Here is a 21,642-nt window from a genome sequence, read left to right on the forward strand (position 1 = left end):
GCCGTCGACCGCTCGGCATCCTCGAACCCCTGACGCTGCTGACGGTGTTGGCTGGGGTGACCGAACGCATCGGCCTCATCGCGACGGCATCCACCTCGTACAACTCGCCATACAACCTCGCCCGTCGGTTCGCCTCCCTCGACCACGTCAGCAACGGACGCGCCGGGTGGAACATCGTGACGACGGCGACGGTGGACGCCGCACGCAACTTCGGCCTTGCCGAACTCCCGTCACACAGCGCCCGGTATGCCCGCGCCGCCGAGTTCGTCGACGTCGCGCAAAAGCTGTGGGACAGCTGGGAAGACGACACGATCGTCGCCGACAAGCAGGCCGGGGTCTGGGGTGACCAAGCCAAGATTCACGCCCCGGAACACCACGGCGAGTACTTCTCGGTGCACGGGGCGCTGAACGTCCCCCGCTCACCGCAGGGATATCCGCTGCTGGTTCAGGCCGGGTCATCAGAGGACGGCAAGGCCCTGGCGGCCCGGTACGCCGAGGCCGTCTTCACCGCGCAGCAGACGACCGAGGAGGCGCGGTCCTTCTACCGCGACCTCAAGGCCAGGGCCACCGCATTCGGCCGCGACCCCGACACGGTCAAGATCCTCCCCGGCATCGTCCCCGTGATCGGCAGCACGGAAGCCGAGGCAGCGGCCAAGGACCGCGAGCTCGAAGCGGCGATCGTGCCCGAATACGCCCAGCGTCAGCTCGCGAACACGTTGCGGATCCCGTTGGAGCAGTTGGCACTCGACGAGCAATTGCCCGAAGAGCTCCCCGCCGAGGATGCCATCGAAGGCGCCAAGAGCCGCTACACGTTGATCGTCGATCTGGCCCGGCGCGAGCGACTGACGGTGCGGCAGCTGATCGCCCGGCTCGGTGGTGGTCGCGGACATCGCACCTTCACCGGCACTCCCGAGCAGGTGGCGGATGCCATCGAGGAGTGGTTCCGCGAAGGCGTCGCCGACGGGTTCAACATCATGCCGTCGGTACTACCCTCTGGCCTGGAGATCTTCGTCGATCACGTCGTGCCGATCCTGCGCAAACGCGGACTGTTCCGCACCGAGTACACCGCGACGACGTTGCGCGGCCACTACGGCCTTGACCGTCCCGCCAACGCCAACCTACTCACCGGAACGGGTGCCAGATGACGACGAACGGCCTGCGCCCGGATCACGCCGACGTGGCAGCGCGCGAGTCCCTGCGCCTGCTCGGGCTCGACGGAAACAACTGGATCGCACCGCGTGAGGACGTCGACCACGACGTCGCAATCATCGGCGGCGGGCAGAGCGGTGTCACGATCGCCCACGCGCTGCGCCGTGCCGGGGTCGCCAACGTGACCGTGATCGACGGCGGTCCCGACGAGTCGGCATCGGCGTGGCGTTCGCGGGCGCGGATGCGCTCCCTGCGGACGGGGAAGACAGTCTCCGGTCCCGAGCTGGGCAATCCCGCACTGACGTTCCTGGCCTGGTTCGAGGGCATCCACGGTCCGGACGCCTTCGGCGCAGTGGACCGGATCTCCACCAGCGACTGGGCAGACTATCTGAGTTGGTTCCGGCGACAGGTCGGCGTGGAGGTCCGACACGGCATCCAGGTCACCGACGTCGAACCCGCCGGAGCGGGCCTGCGCCTGACACTCGAGCAGGCCGGACACCGGTGGAACGAGGACGCCCGCAAGGTCGTCCTGGCCGGCGGTGTGGCAGGCACGGGCGGCCCGCACGTTCCCGCCGTCCTCGCGGGTTTGCCGAGATCGCTCTGGGCGCACACCGCCGACGCGATCGACTTCGGCCTGTTGCGAGGCAAGTCGGTCGCCGTGCTCGGCGCGGCCGCATCGGCCTTTGACGCGGCGGCGACGGCGTTGGAGGCCGGGGCCGCCGACGTGCACGTTTACACACGGCGTCCCGAGGTGGTGGTCGCGAACCTCAAGAATCGGCCGAATCCGCTGCGGCAGGACGTCTTCCACCTCCTATCGGATGCACAGCGGTGGGAACAGCGCTGGAACGCCGCAACGCAGGGCGCGAACGTTCCCGAGGATTCCGTCGCACGCGCCGCCGCCTTCGCCGACTATCACCTACACGTCTCGGCACCCTGGCTGTCCGCGACCGAGCAGGACGGCCGCGCACGCATAGAGGCCGCCGACGGCGTCCGGTCCTTCGACTACGTCATCGCAGGCACTGGTTACCAACAGGACCCGGCCACCCGCTCCGAGCTCTCGACCATCGCCCCGTACCTCGCGCGATGGTCCGACGTCTACCCGGCGCCGGCCGGGCTGGACAACGAATTGCTCGGCGTTGCCCCGTATCTGGGTGACGGATACGAATTCACCGAGAAGCAGCCCGGCACGGCACCCTGGCTGGCGGACATCCACGTGTTCAGCATCGGGGCCAACGTGAGTTTCGGACGTCCGGTCGGCGACATCCCGAGCCTGCGCGTCGGCGTACCGCGACTCGCGCAGGCGATCACGCGCGATCTGGCGCTGGCCGATCTGGCCCACGCACGATCGACTGCTGCCGGAGTGAGCCGGTGACAACGCCAAGCCGTGAGTTCCTTTGGTACATCCCCAATACCGTCGCACCGGGGCACCGGGGCGACGACACGGTCGACGGCTGGGGCAGCCTGGACTTCTCGGTCGACCTCGCGCTCCGCGCCGAGGAGCACGGCTGGGCCGGGGCGCTGATCGGAACGAGTTGGGGCCGCCCGGACACCTTCACGGTCGCGACGGCCATCGCCGCTCGCACCACGACGTTCACACCGCTGGTGGCGGTGCGGCCCGGCTACTGGCATCCGGCGCACTTCGCCAGCGCCGCTGCCACCCTGGACCAACTCAGCGGCGGACGGTTGTTCGTCAACATCGTCAGCGGGCTGGACGACCTCGCCGCCTACGGCGACGGGCAGTTCGACAAGTCGCGCCGGTACGACCGAACCCGTGAGTTCCTGCAATTGGTTCGCCGACTGTGGAGCGAGGAGGACGTGACATTCCGCGGTGAGTTCTACGGTGTCGAGCACTCGACCGTCCAACCGCGGCCGTTCGGAGCCGAACAGGGGCGTCACCCGCGGCTCTACTTCGGCGGGGCGTCGGAGGCCGCCGAGCGAGTGGCGGTCACAGACGCCGACGTGCAGCTGTTCTGGGGCGAACCACTCGACGGAATCGCTGAGCGCATCGACCGTCTCAAGGCGTTGTCCGACGAACTTGGTCGCGAGCACGCCCCGCTGGAGTATGGCCTGCGGGTGACCACCCTGGTCCGCGATACGACCGAAGAGGCCTGGCGGGATGCCGAGGCCAAGGTGGCGAAGGCAGCCGCCGGCGGGCCGGAGGATCGACACCAGCGGGACCCGAAGGCAGCAGAGGGGCAGAAACGTCTGCTCGATCTCGCCGAGCGCGGCGAGATACTCGACTCCTGCCTGTATACGACTCCTGGCAAGTACGGCGGCGGCGGCGCGGGCACGACCTGGCTGGTCGGTTCGGCCACCGACGTCGCTGCCGCCCTGCAGAAGTACGCCGACCTCGGGATCTCCCACTTCGTGTTGTCCGACACCCCGTACAAGTCCGAGGTCGGTAGGATCGGTGACCAGGTGTTGCCGTTGCTACGTGCACCCGCACCGGTGCCACACTGAGCAGGAGGCGTTCTGTGCCAAACACATCCGGGCCGGCGGTGGTCGTCTACGGGACCGGCGCGATAGGCGGGGTCATCGCCGCGCGCTTGCGCCTCGCCGGGGTGGAGGTCACCGCGGTCGCGCGCGGCGAACACCTGCGTGCCATCCGCGCAGGTGGACTCAAGCTCGTGACGCAGGCCGGTGCGGATGCCGTGGCGCTGCAGGCGGCGGGCGATGCTAGTGAGGTCGACTGGAAGACCGAACCGATCGTCGTGCTGGCGGTGAAGAGCCATCAGACCGCGGCGGCATTGGATGATCTGGCTGCGCACGCTCCGCTCCAGACACCAATCTTCGTCGCGCAGAACGGCGTCGCCAACGAATCGGCGGTGCTGCGGAGGTTCGCCAACGTCTACGGTGTCGCCGTGCTGGTGTCTGCCGCGCACCTCGAGCCTGGAGTGGTCATCCAACAGAGCCACCCGGTGGCGGGCATTCTCGATCTGGGTCGGTATCCCGCCGGCCGTGACGAGGTGGCCGAAAGCACAGCCGCCTCATTCCGCGCGGCACAGTTCATTTCGGAGGTCCGCGATGACATTCCCGCGTGGAAGCATCGCAAGTTGATCGCCAACCTCGGCAACGGTGTGACGGCCGCGGTCCAGCCAGGCCCGGACGCCGACGAACTCGTGGCCCGCGCCCGGATCGAGGCCGAGCGGATCCTCACCATCGCCGGGATACCGTTCATCAGCGCCGAGCGGGACTCCCAGCGGCGCAGCACTTTTCGACACGGAAAGGTGCGTGACGACTACTTCGGCTCCACGTGGCAGAGCGTGGCACGGGGGCATGCCGACGTGGAGACCGACTGGTTCAACGGCGAGATCGTCCTGCAGGCCCGCCTGCACTCCCAGACCGCGCCCGTCAACGAATTGATCCAGCGCATCACGGCCGAGCACGCCCGTCTTGGTCGTGCACCACGCTCTCTGGACCCAACCACGATCCTGGCCCAGCTCGCCGAAAGTGATTCCGTTGCAACATGACCCGTCCGCGATTCTGACTCCGCGCGGACCACTCGCCACAGCGGAACCTGGTAGCTGCGCTTAACGGATTCGGTAGTTCAACCCCATTGCTGACCATCGCAGCGAACCCCAACATAACTGGTAGGGAATTCACCACGTGAAGGGGTGTCATGGTCAAGGGGAATGCGCGTATCGGGACCAGATTGCACCGGGGTGCGGCAGCGCTCGTCGTGGCGGTGGTGGCAGCGACGACGCTGGGCGCGTGCTCGTCGAGTAGCCCCGCCGACTCGAACAACGCGGACGGCAGTGTCTCGGACCCGAACAACCCCGTCTACTTCAAATGGTCCGAGGATCCCAACGCCCCGTCACTGGTCAAGATCGCCGACGAGTTCCACCTCTGGGACAAGGCGGGCATCAAGCCACAGTATGTGGGCGCGATCGACTCCGGCCAGATACCCGCCTTGCTCGGCACCGGCGACATCACGTTCGCGTCGTTCATGTTCAACCGTTCACTGTCCGCGGTCGCCGCGGGCGTCGACCTGAAGGTCATCGCCTCGCGTACGTACACGACCCAGGACGAGCCGCACATGGAGTACTTCAAGCGGGCCGACTCAAACCTCGACGAGACCAACCTCAAACAGCTCGAGGGCAAGACGATCGGCTTGGCGTCGCTGAAGGGCTGCGCCGAGTTCATCCTGAAGGACTACCTGGTCAAGAACGGCGTCGACATCACCAAGGTGAAGTTCCTGACCCAGTCGGAGAGCCTGCTGCCCCAGTCGCTGGAGCATGGCGACGTCGACTTGGCAGTCATCCACCCGCCGCAGAACGGGATCCTGCGCACCGACAAGGCGGTGAAGGTCGCCTTCTCCGACTTCAACAACTCGGGCAACGACGGCGGCCTCGCGCCGATCAGTGCCAGCGGAAAGTTCATCCGCCAATATCCGGCCCAGACAAAGGAATTCGTCGGCATCCTCGCGAAGGTGGCGAACTGGGGCAATGCCCACCCCGAGGAATATCGCGACGTGGTCGCCAAGCTCACCGGGTTGCCCAAGGAGCAGATCACCAAGTACTACTACGCGAACAACCTGATCCTGGACAAGGAGCAGACGGGGTTCTGGTGGGGCTTGGCCGACCGCGTCGGGACGCTGACCCCCGCGGAGGCCAAGCTGAAGCCGGAGGACATCGCCACCAACGAGTACAACCCGTACGCGAAGTCGCCTGCGCTGATCGACACACAGGCCGACAACACCGAAGTGCTCACCGACGGCGAGATCTGAGGTAGACATGCCGCAGCCGCTCATCGAGCTCACTGCCGCCGAAGCGGAGCTCGCACGGTCAGTCGCAATCCAGTCCCACGGCCTGCACAAGGAGTTCACACACGTCGGCCGGGGCGCAAAGGGCGCGAAGAACGTTGTCACCGAGGTCCTTCGGGATTTCGATCTCGACGTTCGCAATGGTGAGTTCCTCGCCCTACTCGGCCCCAGCGGATGTGGGAAGTCGACGTTTCTCAACATCCTCGCCGGCCTGGAGGACTACGACGGCGGGGAGTTGCTCTTGAACGGCTCCCCGGTTCGGGGCGTGAGCAAGAACGTCGGAGTGGTCTTCCAGAGCTATGCGCTGTTCCCGTGGCTGTCGGTGCAGAAGAACGTCGAGGTCGGTCTGAAGATCCGCGGAGCCTCGGCGGCGACGCGCAGGCAGACATCGGATCGGATCCTCAATACCGTGGGGTTGGAGGCCTTCGCCGACCATCTCCCGCATCAACTTTCGGGCGGTATGCGGCAGCGGGTGGCGATCGCCAGATCTCTGGCCTATGACCCGGATGTTCTCGTCCTTGACGAGCCGTTCGCCGCGTTGGATGCGCAGACCCGCGAATTCCTGCAGAACGAACTGCTGCGGATCTGGGAGTCGGGTGAGCAGAAGAAGACGATCCTCTTCGTCACGCACTCCATCGACGAGGCGATCTTCCTCTCCGACCGGATCGCCGTGATGACCAAGCGGCCGGGCACGGTCAAGTCCCTCATCGACGTGAACCTCCCGAGGCCGCGCAACGACGATTCCCGCGCCGCGGTCGAGTTCGGCCGGATCCGGGCCCAGGTGGCGCAGATCCTCAAGGAGGAGGTCGAAGTTGGTAACAACTGAAGTGCCGTCGACCCAGAAGGGGCGTGCCGACCCGCATCGGACCGAGGTGCGGTCCTCCGCCGTGTGGCTGGCGAAATACGACAGGTACCTCTACGGCACGGTGGGCGTCGCGCTGTTCCTCTTCCTGTGGTGGCTGGCGAACAAGACTGAAGTGCTCGACCCGAAGTTCCTCACTCCGCCGCAGGCCGTTCTCAGCGAGCTCGTCCACGGCTTCTCCGCCGGCGGTGCACTTCGTGAACAGGTGTGGCCGAGCCTGCACCGCGGACTGCTGGGATTCGTGATCGCCCTTGGCACCGGAATCTTCCTCGGCATTCTCGTCGGCTCGAACCGCGTACTGGGGAAGCTGCTCGAGCCGGTGCTGCTCTTCTTCCGGAGCTTGTCCGTCCTGGCGCTGTTCCCAGTCTTCCTGCTGTTCTTCGGGATCGGGGAGGAATCCAAGATCGCCATCGTCGCATGGGCGGCGTTCTGGCCGATCTTCATCAACACCACGAACGCGGTCAGGGGTGTCGAGAAGATTCTCATCAACGCCGCGCGCACGCTCGGTGCCGGACGGGTGTACATCTTCACCAGAATCGTGCTGCCCGCTGCCATCCCCAACATCTTCCCCGGCGTCCGGCTGGGCGCGTCCTATGCCTTCACGGCACTGGTGGCTGCGGAATACCTCGGCGCCACCGAGGGCATCGGCATCTACATCCGGTCCAGCCAGGAGGGCTACCAGATCCCGGCGATGTACTCCGGCATCGTGGTGCTCGGCATCATCGGGGTGGCCATCAACGTGATCCTGGCCGCCGTCGAAAAGCGCGTCACCGGTTGGCAACTGGGCATCACCAGCAAGTAGACGGCCTCGGCCAAGCGAACAGATCGGACGGACGGAAGAGACATGGTCAACCTATCGGTGCTCGACCAGGTGCCCATACCCCGGGGAAGCAGCGCAGGCGCCGCCATCGGCAGCAGTGTCGACCTCGCCCGCTACGTCGAGGACCTCGGGTTCGGCGCCTACTGGTTCGCGGAGCACCACCTCGATCAGGGCCGGGCATCCTCGGCCCCGTCGATCCTGATTGCGTTGGCCATCCAGGCGACCCGACGCATCACGCTGGGGTCGGCGGCGACAGTGCTGCCGTTCCACACCGGCCTCGAGGTAGCCGAGCAGTTCGGCTCGCTGGCGGCTGTTGCTCCGGGGCGCGTCGTCCTTGGCCTCGGCCGTTCCAAGCAGGGTTATGCCAAGTCGGCGCCCTACCGCGAGATCAGCGAGGTACTCTCCGCGGTCACCTCTGCACCCGGCAGCCAGGACCGCGATGTCGAGGTGGCAGCGGGCGGATCGGATTTCCTCTTCGAACTGCTCGGGTACCTGTCGAACACACCGCTGACCGTGCCCGACGACGAATCGCGCATCCGCGAGATCCTCAACTACCTGGAGCGCCCGGTGGCGGTCGTCGGCGGGGAGGAATACCGGGTTTCGCCGGGCTACCAGGAAGATCTCGGGCTTGCCGTATTCGGCGGCGAATCCGGTTGGAGCGCAACCATTGCGGCCAAGTTCGGACTTCCCCTCTACGTCAACGCGCACAGTGTGAAGAACGACATCGTCGGCACGGTGGCGCGCTACCGTGAAGACTTCTCGCCCTCGAAACGTCTCGCCGCTCCGTATGTCGGCGTTTCTGCGCACGCCGTGGCGGCCGACACCACCGAGCACGGGCGCCGACTCGAAGAGACATTCCTGCGCACCCTGGCCAGCCTGCGTTCCCGCGGTACTTACCTGCCTTCTGCTCCGGCGGCCGGGGAGGGCTTCGCCGAGCCCGACAATCAGAAGTTCGCCGAATCACGCGCGCTGAGTTACGCGGGCGAACCGCAGTATGTGGTGGAGAAGCTGCGAGCGCTGGTCGACAGCGTGGCTGCCGACGAGCTGCTGATCAGCACGATCGTCTACGCGCCAGAGGACCGTCAGACCTCCTATCGGTTGATCGCCGAGAACTGGAACTGAGCATGCCGAAACTGGCTATGACACTGCGCCTTTCCGCGATGTTCGTGGCACTGGGCGGCTGCCTGCTCGCCACCGCAGGTTCGGCTTCGGCGCACGTGCGCGTCGACGGCACACAGCCGCCTCCACCGAAGGGTGGGTCCGGAATCGTGGAGCTGATCGTGCCGAGCGAGTCGGCGTCTGCCTCCACCGTTGGCTTGACGATCACGTTTCCCAAGGGCGTCGACCTGACCTCGGCGCGAACCCTGCCGGTCGCCGGGTGGACCTCGACTGTCGAGACTGAGCCGGCCGGAGATGGTGAACGGGTCTCGCGCATCTCCTGGCGGGCAACCGAGGGTGCCAGCGGACTCAAGCCGTCGGAGTTCGGCGAGTTCACCTTCTCGGCGGGGCCATGGCCCAAGGACGTGGACTCCTCGTCGCTTCCGACGGACCAGAGTTACAGCGACGGTTCGGTGGTCTCGTGGAACGAGGTCGCCGTCGACGCGGACAGCGAACCGGAGCACCCCGCTCCCGTGGTAGCCCTTGGCCCGGCTGTCACGGGCGACGGTGATGGCGACGTACACGGGGACACCCACCGTTCCGCAGTCGGCGCGGCACCCGCGCCCGGCGAGGACCATTCCGCCCACGCAGCGGCGCAGGACCCCGGCCACGAGTCGTGGGTCTGGCCGGTCACGTCCCTGGTGAGCCTGGTGGTCGCCCTCGGGACGGCGGTGGCCCTCGTCGTCGTGTTACGGCGAAGCCGCGCGGCGTCGTAGGCAACGGGCTGCGAATTCATACTGATGGTGTCGTGTCCAATAGCAACTCTTCAGCCGCCGAAAGTACGGTTGTTGAACACGTTTCGCGAGAAGGGGCGCGAACAAGCGTGCACTCGACGACCAAACACAGACAGATTGCGGCGCACGCGGCGCTTTGGTGGCTGGTGATGGTCGGCGCCGCAACTGGGCTGATCTGGACCGCCGGCCCCGCATCGGCACATGCCACCGTGGTCTCCAGCACACCCACCGACGGCGCACACCTGGACTCGTCGCCCACGGTGCTGTCCTTCGATCTCAACGAAGCCGTCTCCCTGGTTCAGCGCTCGGCGCAGCTCATCGACGTCGGCGGCACGCGTCATCCGTTCGCGGCGCAGCGGCTGGAGGCCGGCCGACAACGCATCGTCTTGGAAGTCGGCCCCAGCCTTCGCGACGGTGCGTATCTGGCGACGGCACGGGTGGTCTCCGCCGACACCCACGTGGTGTCACTGTCGATCAGGTTCACCGTCGGCGCCGCAACGGACCACGGCCAGTGGGCGGACGCGGGAACCGGGCAGTCCGTTGTCGAGCGGTACGTCCTCTACGCGGTCAAGGCGGGGGTGTACGCCGGGCTGGTGCTGTCGGCAGGGCTCTACCTGGCGTGCCGGTGGGTCTGGTCCGACGCGATCGGCACTCGGAGATTCGTGGCGGTCTACCGGCTGGGTACGGGCCTGCTGGTACTCGGCCTGCTGGGCCGGCTTGCCGTTCTGGCTGTCGACCAGGCCGGTGGTCTCGTCAACGCGTCGACTTCGACGGTCGTCGCCGTCGTCGAGACGCCGTTCGGGGCGGCGCAGGTGGCGGCCGCAGCGCTTGGCGCGATCACCGTCGTCCGGCCGCCCGGCCGTGGGCGCACCGCACGTGGTCTTGGCCTGCTTCATGCCGCGGCCGCGGTCACCGCCGTCACCCTCGGCGGTCACGGTGCCGCCACCGAATGGTGGCCGCTGCCGTTCGTCGCAACCTTCGTCCACCTGTACGCGGTCGCGGTGTGGTTGGGCGGGGTGGTTGCCATCGTCGGTGTGCTGCGGGCCGTGCCACGGCTGCAGCGGTGGCATCGGGTTGCCTTGGGCCACATCGCCTTGGCCTTGAGCGCGGGTATCGTCCTGGCGCTGTTGCAGGTCCGACCGGTCGGCGCGCTGGTCAGCACGTCATACGGGTGGGCGCTCCTGATCAAGGTCGTTCTGGTCGGCGCGGCGATCACCGCCGGATATCTCACCTACCGCACGCGCCGCAGCCACGCTTCCCGCACCATCGAACCCGACAGCGAGCCACGGCGCGGCCGTGCCGTCATCGTCGAGGCCGGTTTGGCCTTGCTGGTCATCACGACGACCGCGGTACTGTCGTCGCTCACCCCGGCCAAGGACAGCTACACCACCAATGTGGCGACTCGGCTGAACTTCGGCGGGGCCGACGTCCTGCACATCGCCATCGACACCGTCCGGCGCGGCCCGCAGGTAGTGAAGATCGTGTACCCGGACCAGTCCCCCGGTGTCGAGGTCGGCATCGAATTGTCCTCGGCCCAGGCCAATGTCGCCCGCCTGCCCGTGGAGGTGTCACGTTCGGATGCAGGCGATGGTGACACCGTGTGGACCAGCGACCACCTCATCGTGCCGTCCCCCGGCCGGTGGAAGGTCACCGTTCGCTTCGACGACGGGCAGGGACCCAAGCTGGCGTCCTTCTATTACCAGGTCTTGTAGACACCGTCATGGAGGTCGAATGAAACCGCTGCGCAAGGCGATCAGCCTGATCGTCGCCGCCGCCCTTGCGTGGATGCTGGCGAGCTGCGCGAAAGACGTACCGGTGACGTATGAGCAGAGCGCGGCGGCCGGCGACGCGCTGCGAATCCAGGTCGGCGGTGAGGGCTACCGCGACCTGCTGGAATTCGTGTCGGACAAGAGGCTGACCGGTGACGTGAGACTCGAGCTGCAGGATGCTTCCCCCGACGCGAACGCACAGGTGAAGGACGGCAAATCGGACCTGGCCTTCTACCAGACTCAGCCGGCCTTCCTTGGCAATCAGAAGGCCAATTCGTTCGACACCTTGAGCGTCGTATCGAAGGTCGACGTCGCACCCTATGCCCTGTACTCCTCGAAGTGGAAGGACCTGAAGGAGACGCAGGACTGGGTGAACTCGGGCTTGGTCGCCGACAAGATCACCGGAGACAGCCTCCCGCACGGCGCGAGCGTCGCCGTTCCGGACACCCAGGCGGGCTTTGCGCGAGCTCTCTACCTGCTTGCCAGTGTCGGCCTGGAGAAACTGGATCGCCCATTCGGCGGGGTGACCGTCGCGGATCTCTCGCTGTCGGAGGCCAATGTTCTGGAATCACAACGGCATCTGGCGCTGCGCAGGCTGGACTTCACCGCCTACGCCCAGGACATCTATCACAACTACGACGCCGTCGTGCTCGATCCGACGACCGCGGCGTCCATCGGTCTGGTACCCGCCAAGGATGCGCTGGCGATCGAACCCGGACCCGGCAATCCCTACGCCAGGGTCCTGGTCGCGCCCACGCGGCTGGCAGGCGACCCACGGGTATCGGCACTGGCCCACGCACTGGAGAGCCCAGAAGTGGCCAAGTACCTCGTGACGAAGTATCAGGGCAAGTTCATCTCGGCTCAGGTGCCGTTCCAGCCGTGAACCCATCGAGATCACCAGGAGAGAAGCACATATGACAATCACCGCCGAAACACCCCTCCGGAAGCCGACTTTCGACCGGCCGGTCAGGTTCGGCTCGCCAGAGCTGGCTGAGCTGCTGGCCTACATCGACCGCGGAGTCGTCGAACGCGACCAGGACAACCGGCACCCGTTCGAGGAATTCGAGGTGCTCCGAGCATCCCGCCTCGGGGCGTTGCGGCTTCCGGTCGAGGCAGGTGGCGGCGGCGCGACGCTGACCGAGCTGTTCGCCACGGTCATCGCGCTCGGCGAAGTGGATTCGAACGTCGCGCACAGCGTCCGCAACCACCTGAACTTCACCGAGAGCCTGCTGCGGCAGAAGGACGGGCCGGACCGCCGCTGGCTGGAGCAGGTCAAGAACGGCAAGCTGTTCGGACATTCCTCCACCGAGCTGAGCCGTAAGCAGGCCGGCCGCCGGGACAGGAACTTCGAAACCGTGGTCGCCGACGGCCCCGATGGCCTGCGCCTGTCCGGTGAGAAGTTCTACAGCACCGGCAACCTCTACGCGAACTACCTCGTCGTCAGCGCCACGGGGCCCGACGGTGAACCGGCTCGGGTGGTGGTCGCCGCGGATCGCGAAGGCGTTGCCGTGGAACGCGACTGGGATGGGATCGGACAGCGGTTCACGGGCAGCGGCACCACCCGCTTCGACAACGTCGCCGTCGCAAGAGAGGACTTCCTGAGCAACGGCACCCACTACGCCGACCTGCCGTATTCGGCGACGTTCCCGCAGCTGTTCCTGACCGCCGTGATCGCCGGGATCCTGCGTCGGGTGACCAGGGACGCGGTGAACCTGGTGCGCACCAAGCAACGCACGTTCTACCACGCAGCATCGGAACGACCGGTGGAAGACCCCATCCTGCAGCAGTCGGTGGGTCTGCTGTCCAGCCAGGCATTCGCGGCCGAGGCACTGGTCGAGTCGGCCGCGGCTGCGCTGTCGGACGCGTACGCCGCACACGGCACGGCAGACGAGCCGGAACTGTCACTGCGCGCCGCGCTGCGGGCCGCCAAGGCGAAGGTCGTCGTGGACGAGCTGGCCCTTCGCGCGGCCGGCGACCTGTTCGACGTGGGCGGCGGGACGGCAGCGCGGCAGAGTTCGCATCTGGACCGGCACTGGCGCAACATTCGGACCCTGGCGGCGCACAACCCGAAGACCTACAAGGCCAAGGCAATCGGCGCGCACGAGCTCACTGGCGAGCCGCTGCCCAATGGCGCCTTCTTCTGACCACGGATTTCTGATTCGCACGCCCGGCGATTTGGGCGCGCGAAGCCGTGGTGAGCGCGGTTTTCCGCGCCGAAATCGCAAGAACAACCCAACACCGAAGGACAAGGGAGTATCGACATGGATCTGCAACTGACCGGCAAGCGGGCGATCATCACCGGCGGCAGCAAGGGCATCGGCCTTGCCGTCGCGCATGCGCTGGCCGCCGAGGGAGTCGACGTGGTGCTGGCCGCGCGCACCCAGGAGACCCTGGAGAAGGCGGCCGCCGAGGTCGCCGAACGCAGCGGCCGCCGCGCCATCCCCGTCGTCACCGACACTGGAGACGACGACTCGGTCAAGGCGTTGGTGGCCAGGGCGGTCGCCGAGCTCGGCGGCGTGGACATTCTGGTCAACAACGCGTCCAATCAAGCCGTCGGCAAGGGGAATCCCGACTTGGCCGGCACGACGGACGAGGTGTTCTGGAACGACGTGAACATCAAGGTGGTCGGTTACCTCCGCACGGCGCGGGCCGTCGCGCCGCATCTGGTCGATGCGGGCTGGGGACGGATCATCAACGTCAGCGGCCTTGGCTACCGCCAGACGCATTCGATCGTGCGAAGCATCCGCAACGTCAGCGTGGCCGCGTTGACGAAGAATCTCGCGGACGAACTGGGCCAGCACGGAATCAACGTGACCGTCGTACATCCGGGCCAGACCCGCACGGAGTCCAAGACACTCGAATACCGTGCCGCCGCGAATGCGGCGGGGATCGACGTCGCCGACTACGAGAAGCAACTCGCGAACAACGCGATCGGACGGGTGGTCGACGCGACCGAGGTCGCCGACGTCATCACGTTCCTGGCGTCTCCGCGCAGCGTGAGCATCAACGGCGACGCGGTCGCAGCGGGTGGTGGCCTGCTCGGCACGGTGAATTACTGACCAGCAGGTGCGATGGGAAGGACCGTCGGGTCGCCGCGACTCGCGACCCGGCGGTACCAACCGTAGGCGATGACGGCTCCGCATATCGCCCCGGCTCCGCCGATCAGGAAACACATCCGGGGACTGGTCTTGTCGGCCAATATTCCCAACAGCGGCGCGGATAAGGCCGTGCCGCCCATGAGGCACGTCATCGCCACCGCGACGATGCGCCCGCGGCGCTGCTCCTCGACGAGCATCTGCAGCAGCGCGAACGCCGGAGTGGTGCTGGTCTGCGACAGGAATCCCAAGGCAGGCAAGGTGAGTGCGTACCACGGCAGAGTAGGACTGATGGCCGCAGCCAGGCTGGCGACGCCCAGAGCCAACGCAGCGCCACATAGGTAGCGCACGGTGATGCTGGTCTTCCGTGCCGAAAGGACGGCCCCGCACAGCGATCCGAGGGCGAGCAAGCTGCCCAGTATCCCGAACGTGGTGGCGCCGGAATGGAACGTGACGGTCGTCATCAGGATGTTGTTCGCGCGGAACGCCATCCCGAACGTGCCGACCGCGAACAGGAGGACCAACGTGCTGACGATCTCCGGCCTCGGTAGTTTAGCTCGTCGTCGATGTTGGTCGTCGGTCGACGAATTCTCAGCCCGCCGACGGAGGAATTCACCAGTGTTCAAGCGCCATAACGCAAATACGGAGGCGACGAAGCTCAGACTGTTGAGGAGGACCACTCCGCCTGCGGCATCGATACCGGAGCCGAACGCAGAGATCAGCAACCCACCGATCGCCGGGCCCACGAGTTGGGCCGCGTTGAACGAGGCAGAATTGAGGCCGACGGCGTTCGGCAGCAGTGCGTTGGGCACCAGGTCGGCGACGAAGGCGTGCCGCAGCGGCGCGTCGATCGCGGTGGCGCAGCCGAACCAGAGAATGAGGGCGAACAGCATCGCGGTCGGGAGCAACGAGGTCAGGGCCAGCACGCCGATCAGGACGCTCGGGGCGGCCATCGCCGCCTGCGAGACCAGCAGTGTGGTGCGTCGGTTCCACCGGTCGGCGATGACGCCACCCGGGTAGGACAGCACCAGCGCAGGCAGCAACTGTGCCATCGTCGCCAGGCCGACCGCCGAAGCGCTGCCAGTGAGCTGCCACACCAGCCAGTCCTGGGCCACCCGCTGCATCCACGTCCCCAGGTTGGAGATGACCGCACCAACTGCGTAGATGCGGTAATTGCGGACGCTCAGTGCAGCGAATGTCTCAGGGGCTGGTCCGGTTCGATTCCGCCGACTCCGGAGTCTCCGGTGTATCGATGGGCGTGCGGGTCTGTGGTCGAAATCGGCTGGTCCGTCTACATCGACGGCTTCAGCCCCCGACACGAAGTGGCTCGAGTCCTAGGTTTCCGCGTAGCGTGTCGGACTCGTAATCCGTTCGGAGCAGCCCCTTGTCGCGCAGGAGCGGGACGACTTCGCCGGTGAATCGGTCGAAGGAGTTACCGCCATGCAGGGTGAATCCGTCCGAGGCCCGGACCGTGAACCACTCGGCGAACACATCGGCGACCTGCTCGGGCGTGCCGACGACGTCCAGGTGCCCGCTGCCGCGGATTCGCTGCAGGAATTGCCGCAGCGTGACGCCCTCCAACTCGGTGACCAGATCGTGCAGCAACAGGCCTCGGCTGACCCGCCTGAAGTTGGTGGCCAGCGTCTCCCGGCTGGGAATCCGGTCGGCCGAGATGACGTCGTCGAGTTCCAGGCCGTCGAGGTTGAACGACGGTGCTTCCCGTTTGACGAACTTCAACCTCGACGCGTAGTACTCGTCATCGGAGAACACCTCCCGGTACTCGTCGGCCGCCTCCTGCACGGTATCGGCGATGAAGGTGCGGACACCAGGCAACACGCGCAACGCGTCGGGATGGCGCCCGTTCTTCGTGACGAGCCCCTTGATGCTGTCGTAATAGGAGCGGCCGTGCTCAAGATCCGGCGTGGCCACGAACACCGCCTCACCAAATCGTGCGGCGAAGCGGATGCCCTCCTCCGAAGCGCCGGCCTGAAACACGACGGGCAGGTCCTCGACGAGCCGGGAGACGTCGAGCGCCTGCTCGACCGAGTAGTACTCGCCAACGTGGTTCGTGTTGTGGATGCGGGTCGGGTCGACACGGGGCGCATCGCCGTCGGGGAAGGTCAGCGCGTCGACGTCCCAACTGGACCACAGCTTGAGGACGACCTCGATGAATTCGTTTGCCCGGGCGTAGCGTTCGCTGGGTGAACTGAGCGTACTCGCTCGGGAGTCACTCGCGCCGAAGTTCACCTCGCCGTTGAACGACGTGACCGCGTTCCACCCGGCCCGTCCCCCACTGATGTTGTGCAGGGTGGCGATCTGACGGGCGACGTTGTACGGCTCGAAGAACGACGTGGATGCGGTGACCACCAGCCCGATCCGCTCGGTGAGCGACGACAGCGCGGCTGTCAGCGCCAGCGGCTCGGCGAGCAGGCTCGGATCATTGATGATGTTGTCCTTGTCGAAGCCGAGAAAGTCGGCCTTGAAGAACGCGTCCAGCTTCGCGCGCTCGGCCTGCTGGGCGAAGTCGACGTAGCGGGCGAATGCCGAGCGCGACGACGAACCGTGGGCTTCGCGTTTGTCGTTCCAACCGCTCGGCTGACCGAAGAGGACAAGATTCAAATGGTCTCGCCGCGGCGGCAAGGTGCACTCCCATGTTCGGTCGGAGGGTTCGGTCGGAGGTTTGCCGTGCCCGACCCCGCAGCGGGGGGTCGAGGGACTGCAGTGTCACCTCCACACTTGGCCGTGATCCGGCCGCGAACAACCCTCGGCGACTACGGGAATCGTTCACCGCATGCTTAACTACGGCAGCGCGGGCACGTTCGCAATGAGCTCGCGCGCGTATGCGCTCGACGGCCAACGGACGACGTCGCGAGCGGGGCCGTCCTCGACGATCACCCCGTCGTGAAGGACGGCCAATCGGTCGCAGGTACCCGCGATCGACCCGATGTCGTGTGAGACGAAGATGATGGACATTGCGTATCGTTCGCGCAGCTGCTCGAACAGTTCCAACATCAGGATCCGATTCCCGGCGTCGAGGGCACTGACGGGTTCGTCGCAGAGGAGCAGCCGCGGCCGCGTGATCAATGCGCGGGCGATGACGACTCGCTGTCGTTGGCCACCCGACAGGTCGGCTGGTCTGCGATCGAGGAATTCGACGTCGAGCCCGACCTCGGTGAAGACCTGCTCTGCGCGCTCCCGACGTGTCGTACCTGGCGGCAGTGGAGCGCCGAGAGCTATGGGTTCGGTCACTGACCGTTCGATCGTCCAGTCCGGGTCCATACTTGCCAGCGGATCCTGGAAGACGTACTGAATCGCCCCGCTGGACCTGAACTTTCGCAATCGTCCCCGGGACAGTGCACTGACGTCGGTGCCCTCGAAACCGACCGAACCGCGGCGCAGAGGAGCGAACCCGAGGATCGCCCGGCACAACGTGGTCTTGCCCGACCCGGTCTCACCGATCAGCCCGACTATCTCACCGGCCGCGACGGTCAGGTCCACTCGGTCGAGGACGGTGTCTCGACGGTACGCGACTTCGAGGTCGGCAACCCTAAGCAACGGTTGGTGCGTATCGCGACTCACGCGACTCCTCCCGGCCGGTGAAACGTTCGATGCCGTAACGCCGGTGCTCGCTCACCAGCAGACGGGTGTACTCGTGTCTCGGATCCCGCAGAACGGCGGTCGCCTGCCCGGCCTCGACGATGCGGCCGTCGTGCATGACGATGATGGTGTCGCAGATGGCGCCGACCACGGCAAGATCGTGGGAGACGAAGACAACGCTCATACCCGTCGCATCGCGTCGCCCGCGCAACACGTCGAGGACTTGAGCCTGTACCGAGACGTCAAGTGCCGTGGTCACTTCGTCCGCAATGAGCAGCGACGGTTGGCCCGCGAGGGCAATCGCCAGAACGGCCCGCTGGAGCATGCCGCCCGACAGCTCGCGCGGGATCTTGTGGCCGATGCCAGACGCTGGGTCGAGACCCAACTCGGTGAAGAGTTCCTCGGCGCGGACCGCGGCAGCTCTACGGCGCAGCCCGAGCTGAGCCCGCAGCGTCGTCTCGAGTTGCCGACCCACCGGCAGGCTCGGATTGAGATAGGAACCGGGGTCCTGGAAGACTGCCGACACCTCGCGTCCCCGCAGCGGACGCCATTCATCGAAACCGTAGTCGAGGACGTCGTGACCGCCGAGGCGGATATTGCCTGCCGCCACGTGAAGTCGTTGCGGCAGGATGCCGAGGACGGCCCTGCAGGTGACGGACTTTCCGCTGCCGGATTCGCCTACGATACCGATGATTTGGCCGGCATCGACGTCGAATCCGAGGTCGGAGACGACGGGGTCACCGTCGGTGGTCGTCACGGTCAGGCCGGTGACGGACAATCGCGGATCAGCCATGTGATGCTCCTCGGGCTACGGGCGATCGTGGCGGCACGGTCTCCTTCGTCCTCCCCCGCGCCCTCAACAGGTACAGACCGCTCGACACGTGGCCCTTGTGTACCGGCTGACGGGCGATGTCGGCGAGGCCGTTCAAGGCGATGACGGTCGCGGCGATCAATACCGTTGGCACCAGCGGAGAGTAGGGGCGCTGGCCTAGATAGCCCAGGTCGCTGGCGATGGCCCCACCCCAGGTCGGTGCGGGAGGGATGATGCCGATCCCGAGAAAGGTGAGACTCGAGACGATGATCAGGCCGGTCGCGACGGTGTTGGCCGCGGCGATCAGGATGGGCTGGACGATCTTCGGCAGAATGTGCGCCCGCACGACGTACCACGTCGTGGCCCCGTTGAGGGTTGCACTCTGGACGTAGTCCGCCTTCCCCACCGCGAGGCAGGCCGCCCGTGTCACCCGGTAGAACAGCGGCGAGGTGAGGATGCCGACGACGATCATCGCCTGGTGTAGTCCGTTGCCGACGAGTTGGGTGACGGCCACGGCGAACACCAGGAAGGGTACGGCGATGAGGGTGTCGATGGCCCGCAGACTCACCCACTCGACGACTCGGTGCGAGTACACCGAGAACACCGCCGCGGGAACCCCGACCAAGAACGCGACACCGGCAACCTCGAGGGCCGCGAACACGGACAGCTGAGACCCGTAGAGAATCCGGCTCAGAACGTCGCGACCCAGATAGTCGGTGCCAAGGAGGTGCTGAGCCGTTGGCCCCTGCAGGATTTCATCGGTCAGCGCGAGCGGATCCTGCGGAGCAATCGTCGGCCCGAAGATCGCCAGGAGCAACACTGCCGCGCAGATGCCCACACTGAGCCAGCCGAAGAAGCCCAGTGAACGGTGGGCACGGGAGACCGCGGGCCGCCAGGTCACAGGGTTCCCCTGCGGTCCGGCGAGAACCGGTCAAGCAGGATGTTGACCAGCGTATTAAACACCAGCACAACGGCAATGGAGACGATCAGCGCCCCTTGCACGACCGGCAGGTCGCCACCCTGGGCCGCCTTCGCGGTGTAGGCACCGTATCCGGCCATCGAGAAGACCGACTCGGTGATGACCGCACCCCCGAGCAGGGTCGGGAACTTCAGACCAAGGATGCTCAGCCCCGGTCCGATTCCGTTTCGGAACACGTGGTGGGTGATCACCTGACGGCGGGAGAAACCTCGCAGGATGGCCCCGATCACGTAGTTTCCCTCCAGTGCGCCGACGAGCCCGCTGCGTACCTGTCGGGACAGGTCCCCGATCGTGTCGAAGCTCAAGGCGATGGCGGGAAGCGTGATGGTCCACAACCAGCGGCCGGGGTCCTCGCTGAACGGGACGTAGCCGCCTGCCGGGAACCACCCGAAACTGACCGCGAAGACCAGGATGAGCAGCACCCCGATGGCGAACGCCGGCACTGCGGTGCTCACTGACGCGAACCACGTGATCGCCCTGTCCACCAGGCCGCCTTGACGAAGGGCTGCCAGCACGCCGAGTCCTACGCCGAAGACCACGCCGATGAGCAGTGCGAACAAGGCCACCGACAGGCTGATCGGTGCCTTCTGCACTAGCAGTTCGAACACGGACTGCGAGTTGGACCACGACGTCCCGAAGTCACCGCGGAAGAGGCCCCCGAGCCAATCGAGGTACTGGACGATGATCGGGCGGTCCAACCCCCACTCATGGCTGATCTGAGCGACGTCCGCCGGGGTTGCGTCGTCCCCGGCGACGAACGCGGCAGGGGTGACACCACTGATCACCCCCAGCGCGTACGTCACGATGCTGGCGAGCAGGAACACCACGATGGCGATGCTCACCAGGCGAAACACCGGGAGCAGCCAACCGCCCCGTCGTCGCGCCCCGCTCGAAGTGGGGGCGGACGGAGCACTGGGAACAGAGGGAGCGGTGGAAGTCGTCATGAGCCGGCCGACGTCTCCCTTCTCACTTGACCGTCACGTCTTGCCAGCGGATCTGACCCTGCCTCGCGTCCAGCGTCGACACGCCATCGGACTTGATGAAGGTCCAAGGAATGTCGAACAGGTAGTCGTGGGGCGACTGCTCTGCCGCGATCCGTACCGTCTGTTTGAGGACGCCGTCGTAGTCGGGGGCGTCCAGCGGCGTGCCGCGCAGCTTGTCCAAGGCGGCCTCGAAAGCCGGTGTCGCATATGGGGCGCTGAGATTCATCAGCCCCGCCGAGCCGTAGAAGGAGAGCAGCGCCTGCACCGGTGATTCGCGACCCGTCGACGTGTTCAGCGAGAGTGACGGCTCGCGCTTGACCAAGACCAGCTGGTTGCTCTCCGCGGAGCTGATGGCCTTGATGGTCACCTTGAACCCCGCCTTGCCGAGCTGGTCCTGGATCAACTCGGGGACACCGGAGGAGGCATCCTGCGCGTACAGCTGCGCCTCGACCTCACCGGGTGTGTAACCGGCGTCCCGCAGGATCTGCTTCGACTTCTCCGGGTCGTACGGCCACTGCCCGAGGAAGCTGTTGTCGTTCTGCGGGTAGCGAAGCGGGAAGGGCTGATTGGTGACCTGCCCGGTGCCGAGGGTGCTCTTGTCAACGAACTCCTGGCGGTCGAAGGCATAGCGCAGCGCTTCGACGACCCTCGGGTCGTTGAAGGGGGCTTTGTTGTTGTTGACCACCACTCCGTACACCTGACCGGTCTGGGTGTATTCGACCGGAATCTTCTGCGACTCAGCGTTCTTGGCCGCAGCCGGTAGCGCATAGGCCACGTTGTAGACGCCGGTCTGCACCGACGCGACGACGGTCGCCTGATCCGGCTTCTCGTAGATGGTGACCTTGTCGATCTTGATGTTGTCGGCATTCCAGTAATCGGGATTCTTCACCAGGGTCGCGTGGTCGTCGCGCACGAACTCCTTC

Annotated in this window: 20 protein-coding genes; 13 read left to right on the forward strand and 7 right to left on the reverse strand. The window is 66.2% G+C overall.

All coding sequences use genetic code 11. The features are described from left to right. The 13 genes from ACRDUX_RS00230 to ACRDUX_RS00290 form a co-directional block, all read left to right on the forward strand. Positions 1 to 1,145, forward strand: a 1,145-nt coding sequence (locus ACRDUX_RS00230) for an LLM class flavin-dependent oxidoreductase (RefSeq protein WP_526409874.1), incomplete at its 5' end; no start/stop codon positions are given. Next, the gene (locus tag ACRDUX_RS00235; protein WP_526409876.1) at positions 1,142 to 2,521 is read left to right on the forward strand and encodes an FAD-dependent oxidoreductase; all 1,380 of its coding nucleotides are present in this window, start codon (positions 1,142 to 1,144) and stop codon (positions 2,519 to 2,521) included. The genes ACRDUX_RS00230 and ACRDUX_RS00235, both read left to right, overlap by 4 nt. Next, a complete protein-coding gene (locus ACRDUX_RS00240; RefSeq protein ID WP_526409878.1) occupies positions 2,518 to 3,609 on the forward strand; it encodes an LLM class flavin-dependent oxidoreductase in 1,092 nt (363 codons plus the stop codon). Before ACRDUX_RS00235 ends, ACRDUX_RS00240 begins: the two co-directional genes overlap by 4 nt. A 14-nt stretch (positions 3,610 to 3,623) precedes the next feature. Then, positions 3,624 to 4,619, forward strand: coding sequence for a ketopantoate reductase family protein (locus tag ACRDUX_RS00245; RefSeq protein ID WP_526409880.1), 996 nt, complete (start codon positions 3,624 to 3,626; stop codon positions 4,617 to 4,619). Between the two features lie 149 nt (positions 4,620 to 4,768). Then, a complete protein-coding gene (locus ACRDUX_RS00250) occupies positions 4,769 to 5,875 on the forward strand; it encodes an ABC transporter substrate-binding protein (protein ID WP_526409882.1) in 1,107 nt (368 codons plus the stop codon). Positions 5,876 to 5,882: 7 nt separating this feature from the next. Continuing rightward, positions 5,883 to 6,737, forward strand: a complete 855-nt coding sequence (locus tag ACRDUX_RS00255) for an ABC transporter ATP-binding protein (RefSeq protein WP_526409884.1) — start codon at positions 5,883 to 5,885, stop codon at positions 6,735 to 6,737. Then, the gene (locus ACRDUX_RS00260; RefSeq protein WP_526409886.1) at positions 6,724 to 7,575 is read left to right on the forward strand and encodes an ABC transporter permease; all 852 of its coding nucleotides are present in this window, start codon (positions 6,724 to 6,726) and stop codon (positions 7,573 to 7,575) included. Before ACRDUX_RS00255 ends, ACRDUX_RS00260 begins: the two co-directional genes overlap by 14 nt. Positions 7,576 to 7,617: 42 nt before the next feature. Then, positions 7,618 to 8,715 carry an LLM class flavin-dependent oxidoreductase gene (locus tag ACRDUX_RS00265; protein WP_526409888.1) on the forward strand — a complete coding sequence of 366 codons (1,098 nt, stop codon included), beginning with the start codon at positions 7,618 to 7,620 and terminating at the stop codon, positions 8,713 to 8,715. A 2-nt stretch (positions 8,716 to 8,717) separates the two neighbouring features. Continuing rightward, positions 8,718 to 9,467: a YcnI family protein gene (locus tag ACRDUX_RS00270; protein ID WP_526409890.1), complete on the forward strand. Its 750-nt coding sequence runs from the start codon at positions 8,718 to 8,720 to the stop codon at positions 9,465 to 9,467. A gap of 107 nt (positions 9,468 to 9,574) precedes the next feature. Next, positions 9,575 to 11,197 carry a copper resistance CopC/CopD family protein gene (locus ACRDUX_RS00275; protein WP_526409892.1) on the forward strand — a complete coding sequence of 541 codons (1,623 nt, stop codon included), beginning with the start codon at positions 9,575 to 9,577 and terminating at the stop codon, positions 11,195 to 11,197. Between the two features lie 19 nt (positions 11,198 to 11,216). Next, entirely contained in the window at positions 11,217 to 12,137 is a 921-nt protein-coding gene (locus ACRDUX_RS00280; RefSeq protein ID WP_526409894.1) for a MetQ/NlpA family ABC transporter substrate-binding protein, read from the forward strand. Between the two features lie 31 nt (positions 12,138 to 12,168). Further along, on the forward strand, positions 12,169 to 13,398 hold the full coding sequence (locus tag ACRDUX_RS00285; protein WP_526409896.1) for an acyl-CoA dehydrogenase family protein: 1,230 nt from the start codon (positions 12,169 to 12,171) through the stop codon (positions 13,396 to 13,398). Positions 13,399 to 13,515: 117 nt separating this feature from the next. Then, positions 13,516 to 14,313: an SDR family NAD(P)-dependent oxidoreductase gene (locus ACRDUX_RS00290; RefSeq protein WP_526409898.1), complete on the forward strand. Its 798-nt coding sequence runs from the start codon at positions 13,516 to 13,518 to the stop codon at positions 14,311 to 14,313. Here the strand turns inward: ACRDUX_RS00290 and ACRDUX_RS00295 are convergent. The 7 genes from ACRDUX_RS00295 to ACRDUX_RS00325 all read right to left on the reverse strand — a co-directional run. Continuing rightward, positions 14,307 to 15,668, reverse strand: a complete 1,362-nt coding sequence (locus tag ACRDUX_RS00295; protein WP_526409900.1) for an MFS transporter — start codon at positions 15,666 to 15,668, stop codon at positions 14,307 to 14,309. The genes ACRDUX_RS00290 and ACRDUX_RS00295 overlap by 7 nt on opposite strands. After that, on the reverse strand, positions 15,655 to 16,968 hold the full coding sequence (locus ACRDUX_RS00300; protein WP_526409902.1) for an NtaA/DmoA family FMN-dependent monooxygenase: 1,314 nt from the start codon (positions 16,966 to 16,968) through the stop codon (positions 15,655 to 15,657). Before ACRDUX_RS00300 ends, ACRDUX_RS00295 begins: the two co-directional genes overlap by 14 nt. Before the next feature lie 180 nt (positions 16,969 to 17,148). Continuing rightward, positions 17,149 to 17,928 carry an ABC transporter ATP-binding protein gene (locus ACRDUX_RS00305; RefSeq protein WP_526409904.1) on the reverse strand — a complete coding sequence of 260 codons (780 nt, stop codon included), beginning with the start codon at positions 17,926 to 17,928 and terminating at the stop codon, positions 17,149 to 17,151. Beyond that, positions 17,897 to 18,739 (reverse strand): ABC transporter ATP-binding protein, encoded by an 843-nt coding sequence (locus tag ACRDUX_RS00310; protein ID WP_526409905.1) that lies wholly within the window; start codon positions 18,737 to 18,739, stop codon positions 17,897 to 17,899. Before ACRDUX_RS00310 ends, ACRDUX_RS00305 begins: the two co-directional genes overlap by 32 nt. Next, on the reverse strand, positions 18,732 to 19,658 hold the full coding sequence (locus ACRDUX_RS00315; protein ID WP_526409907.1) for an ABC transporter permease: 927 nt from the start codon (positions 19,656 to 19,658) through the stop codon (positions 18,732 to 18,734). Before ACRDUX_RS00315 ends, ACRDUX_RS00310 begins: the two co-directional genes overlap by 8 nt. Continuing rightward, entirely contained in the window at positions 19,655 to 20,578 is a 924-nt protein-coding gene (locus ACRDUX_RS00320) for an ABC transporter permease (protein ID WP_526409909.1), read from the reverse strand. Before ACRDUX_RS00320 ends, ACRDUX_RS00315 begins: the two co-directional genes overlap by 4 nt. Before the next feature lie 124 nt (positions 20,579 to 20,702). Next, on the reverse strand, positions 20,703 to 21,642 hold a 940-nt coding region (locus ACRDUX_RS00325), incomplete at its 5' end, for an ABC transporter substrate-binding protein (protein ID WP_526409911.1).

It is taken from the genome of Mycobacterium sp., from assembly GCF_050701675.1.
GTDB lineage: Bacteria > Actinomycetota > Actinomycetes > Mycobacteriales > Mycobacteriaceae > Mycobacterium.

Coding starts and splice junctions, on each gene's coding strand:
- ACRDUX_RS00235 (WP_526409876.1), top strand. CDS start 1,142: ATGACGACGAACGGCCTGCGCCCGGATCACGCCGACGTGGCAGCGCGC.
- ACRDUX_RS00250 (WP_526409882.1), top strand. CDS start 4,769: ATGGTCAAGGGGAATGCGCGTATCGGGACCAGATTGCACCGGGGTGCG.
- ACRDUX_RS00255 (WP_526409884.1), top strand. CDS start 5,883: ATGCCGCAGCCGCTCATCGAGCTCACTGCCGCCGAAGCGGAGCTCGCA.
- ACRDUX_RS00265 (WP_526409888.1), top strand. CDS start 7,618: ATGGTCAACCTATCGGTGCTCGACCAGGTGCCCATACCCCGGGGAAGC.
- ACRDUX_RS00270 (WP_526409890.1), top strand. CDS start 8,718: ATGCCGAAACTGGCTATGACACTGCGCCTTTCCGCGATGTTCGTGGCA.
- ACRDUX_RS00280 (WP_526409894.1), top strand. CDS start 11,217: ATGAAACCGCTGCGCAAGGCGATCAGCCTGATCGTCGCCGCCGCCCTT.
- ACRDUX_RS00285 (WP_526409896.1), top strand. CDS start 12,169: ATGACAATCACCGCCGAAACACCCCTCCGGAAGCCGACTTTCGACCGG.
- ACRDUX_RS00290 (WP_526409898.1), top strand. CDS start 13,516: ATGGATCTGCAACTGACCGGCAAGCGGGCGATCATCACCGGCGGCAGC.
- ACRDUX_RS00310 (WP_526409905.1), bottom strand. CDS start 18,739: ATGGCTGATCCGCGATTGTCCGTCACCGGCCTGACCGTGACGACCACC.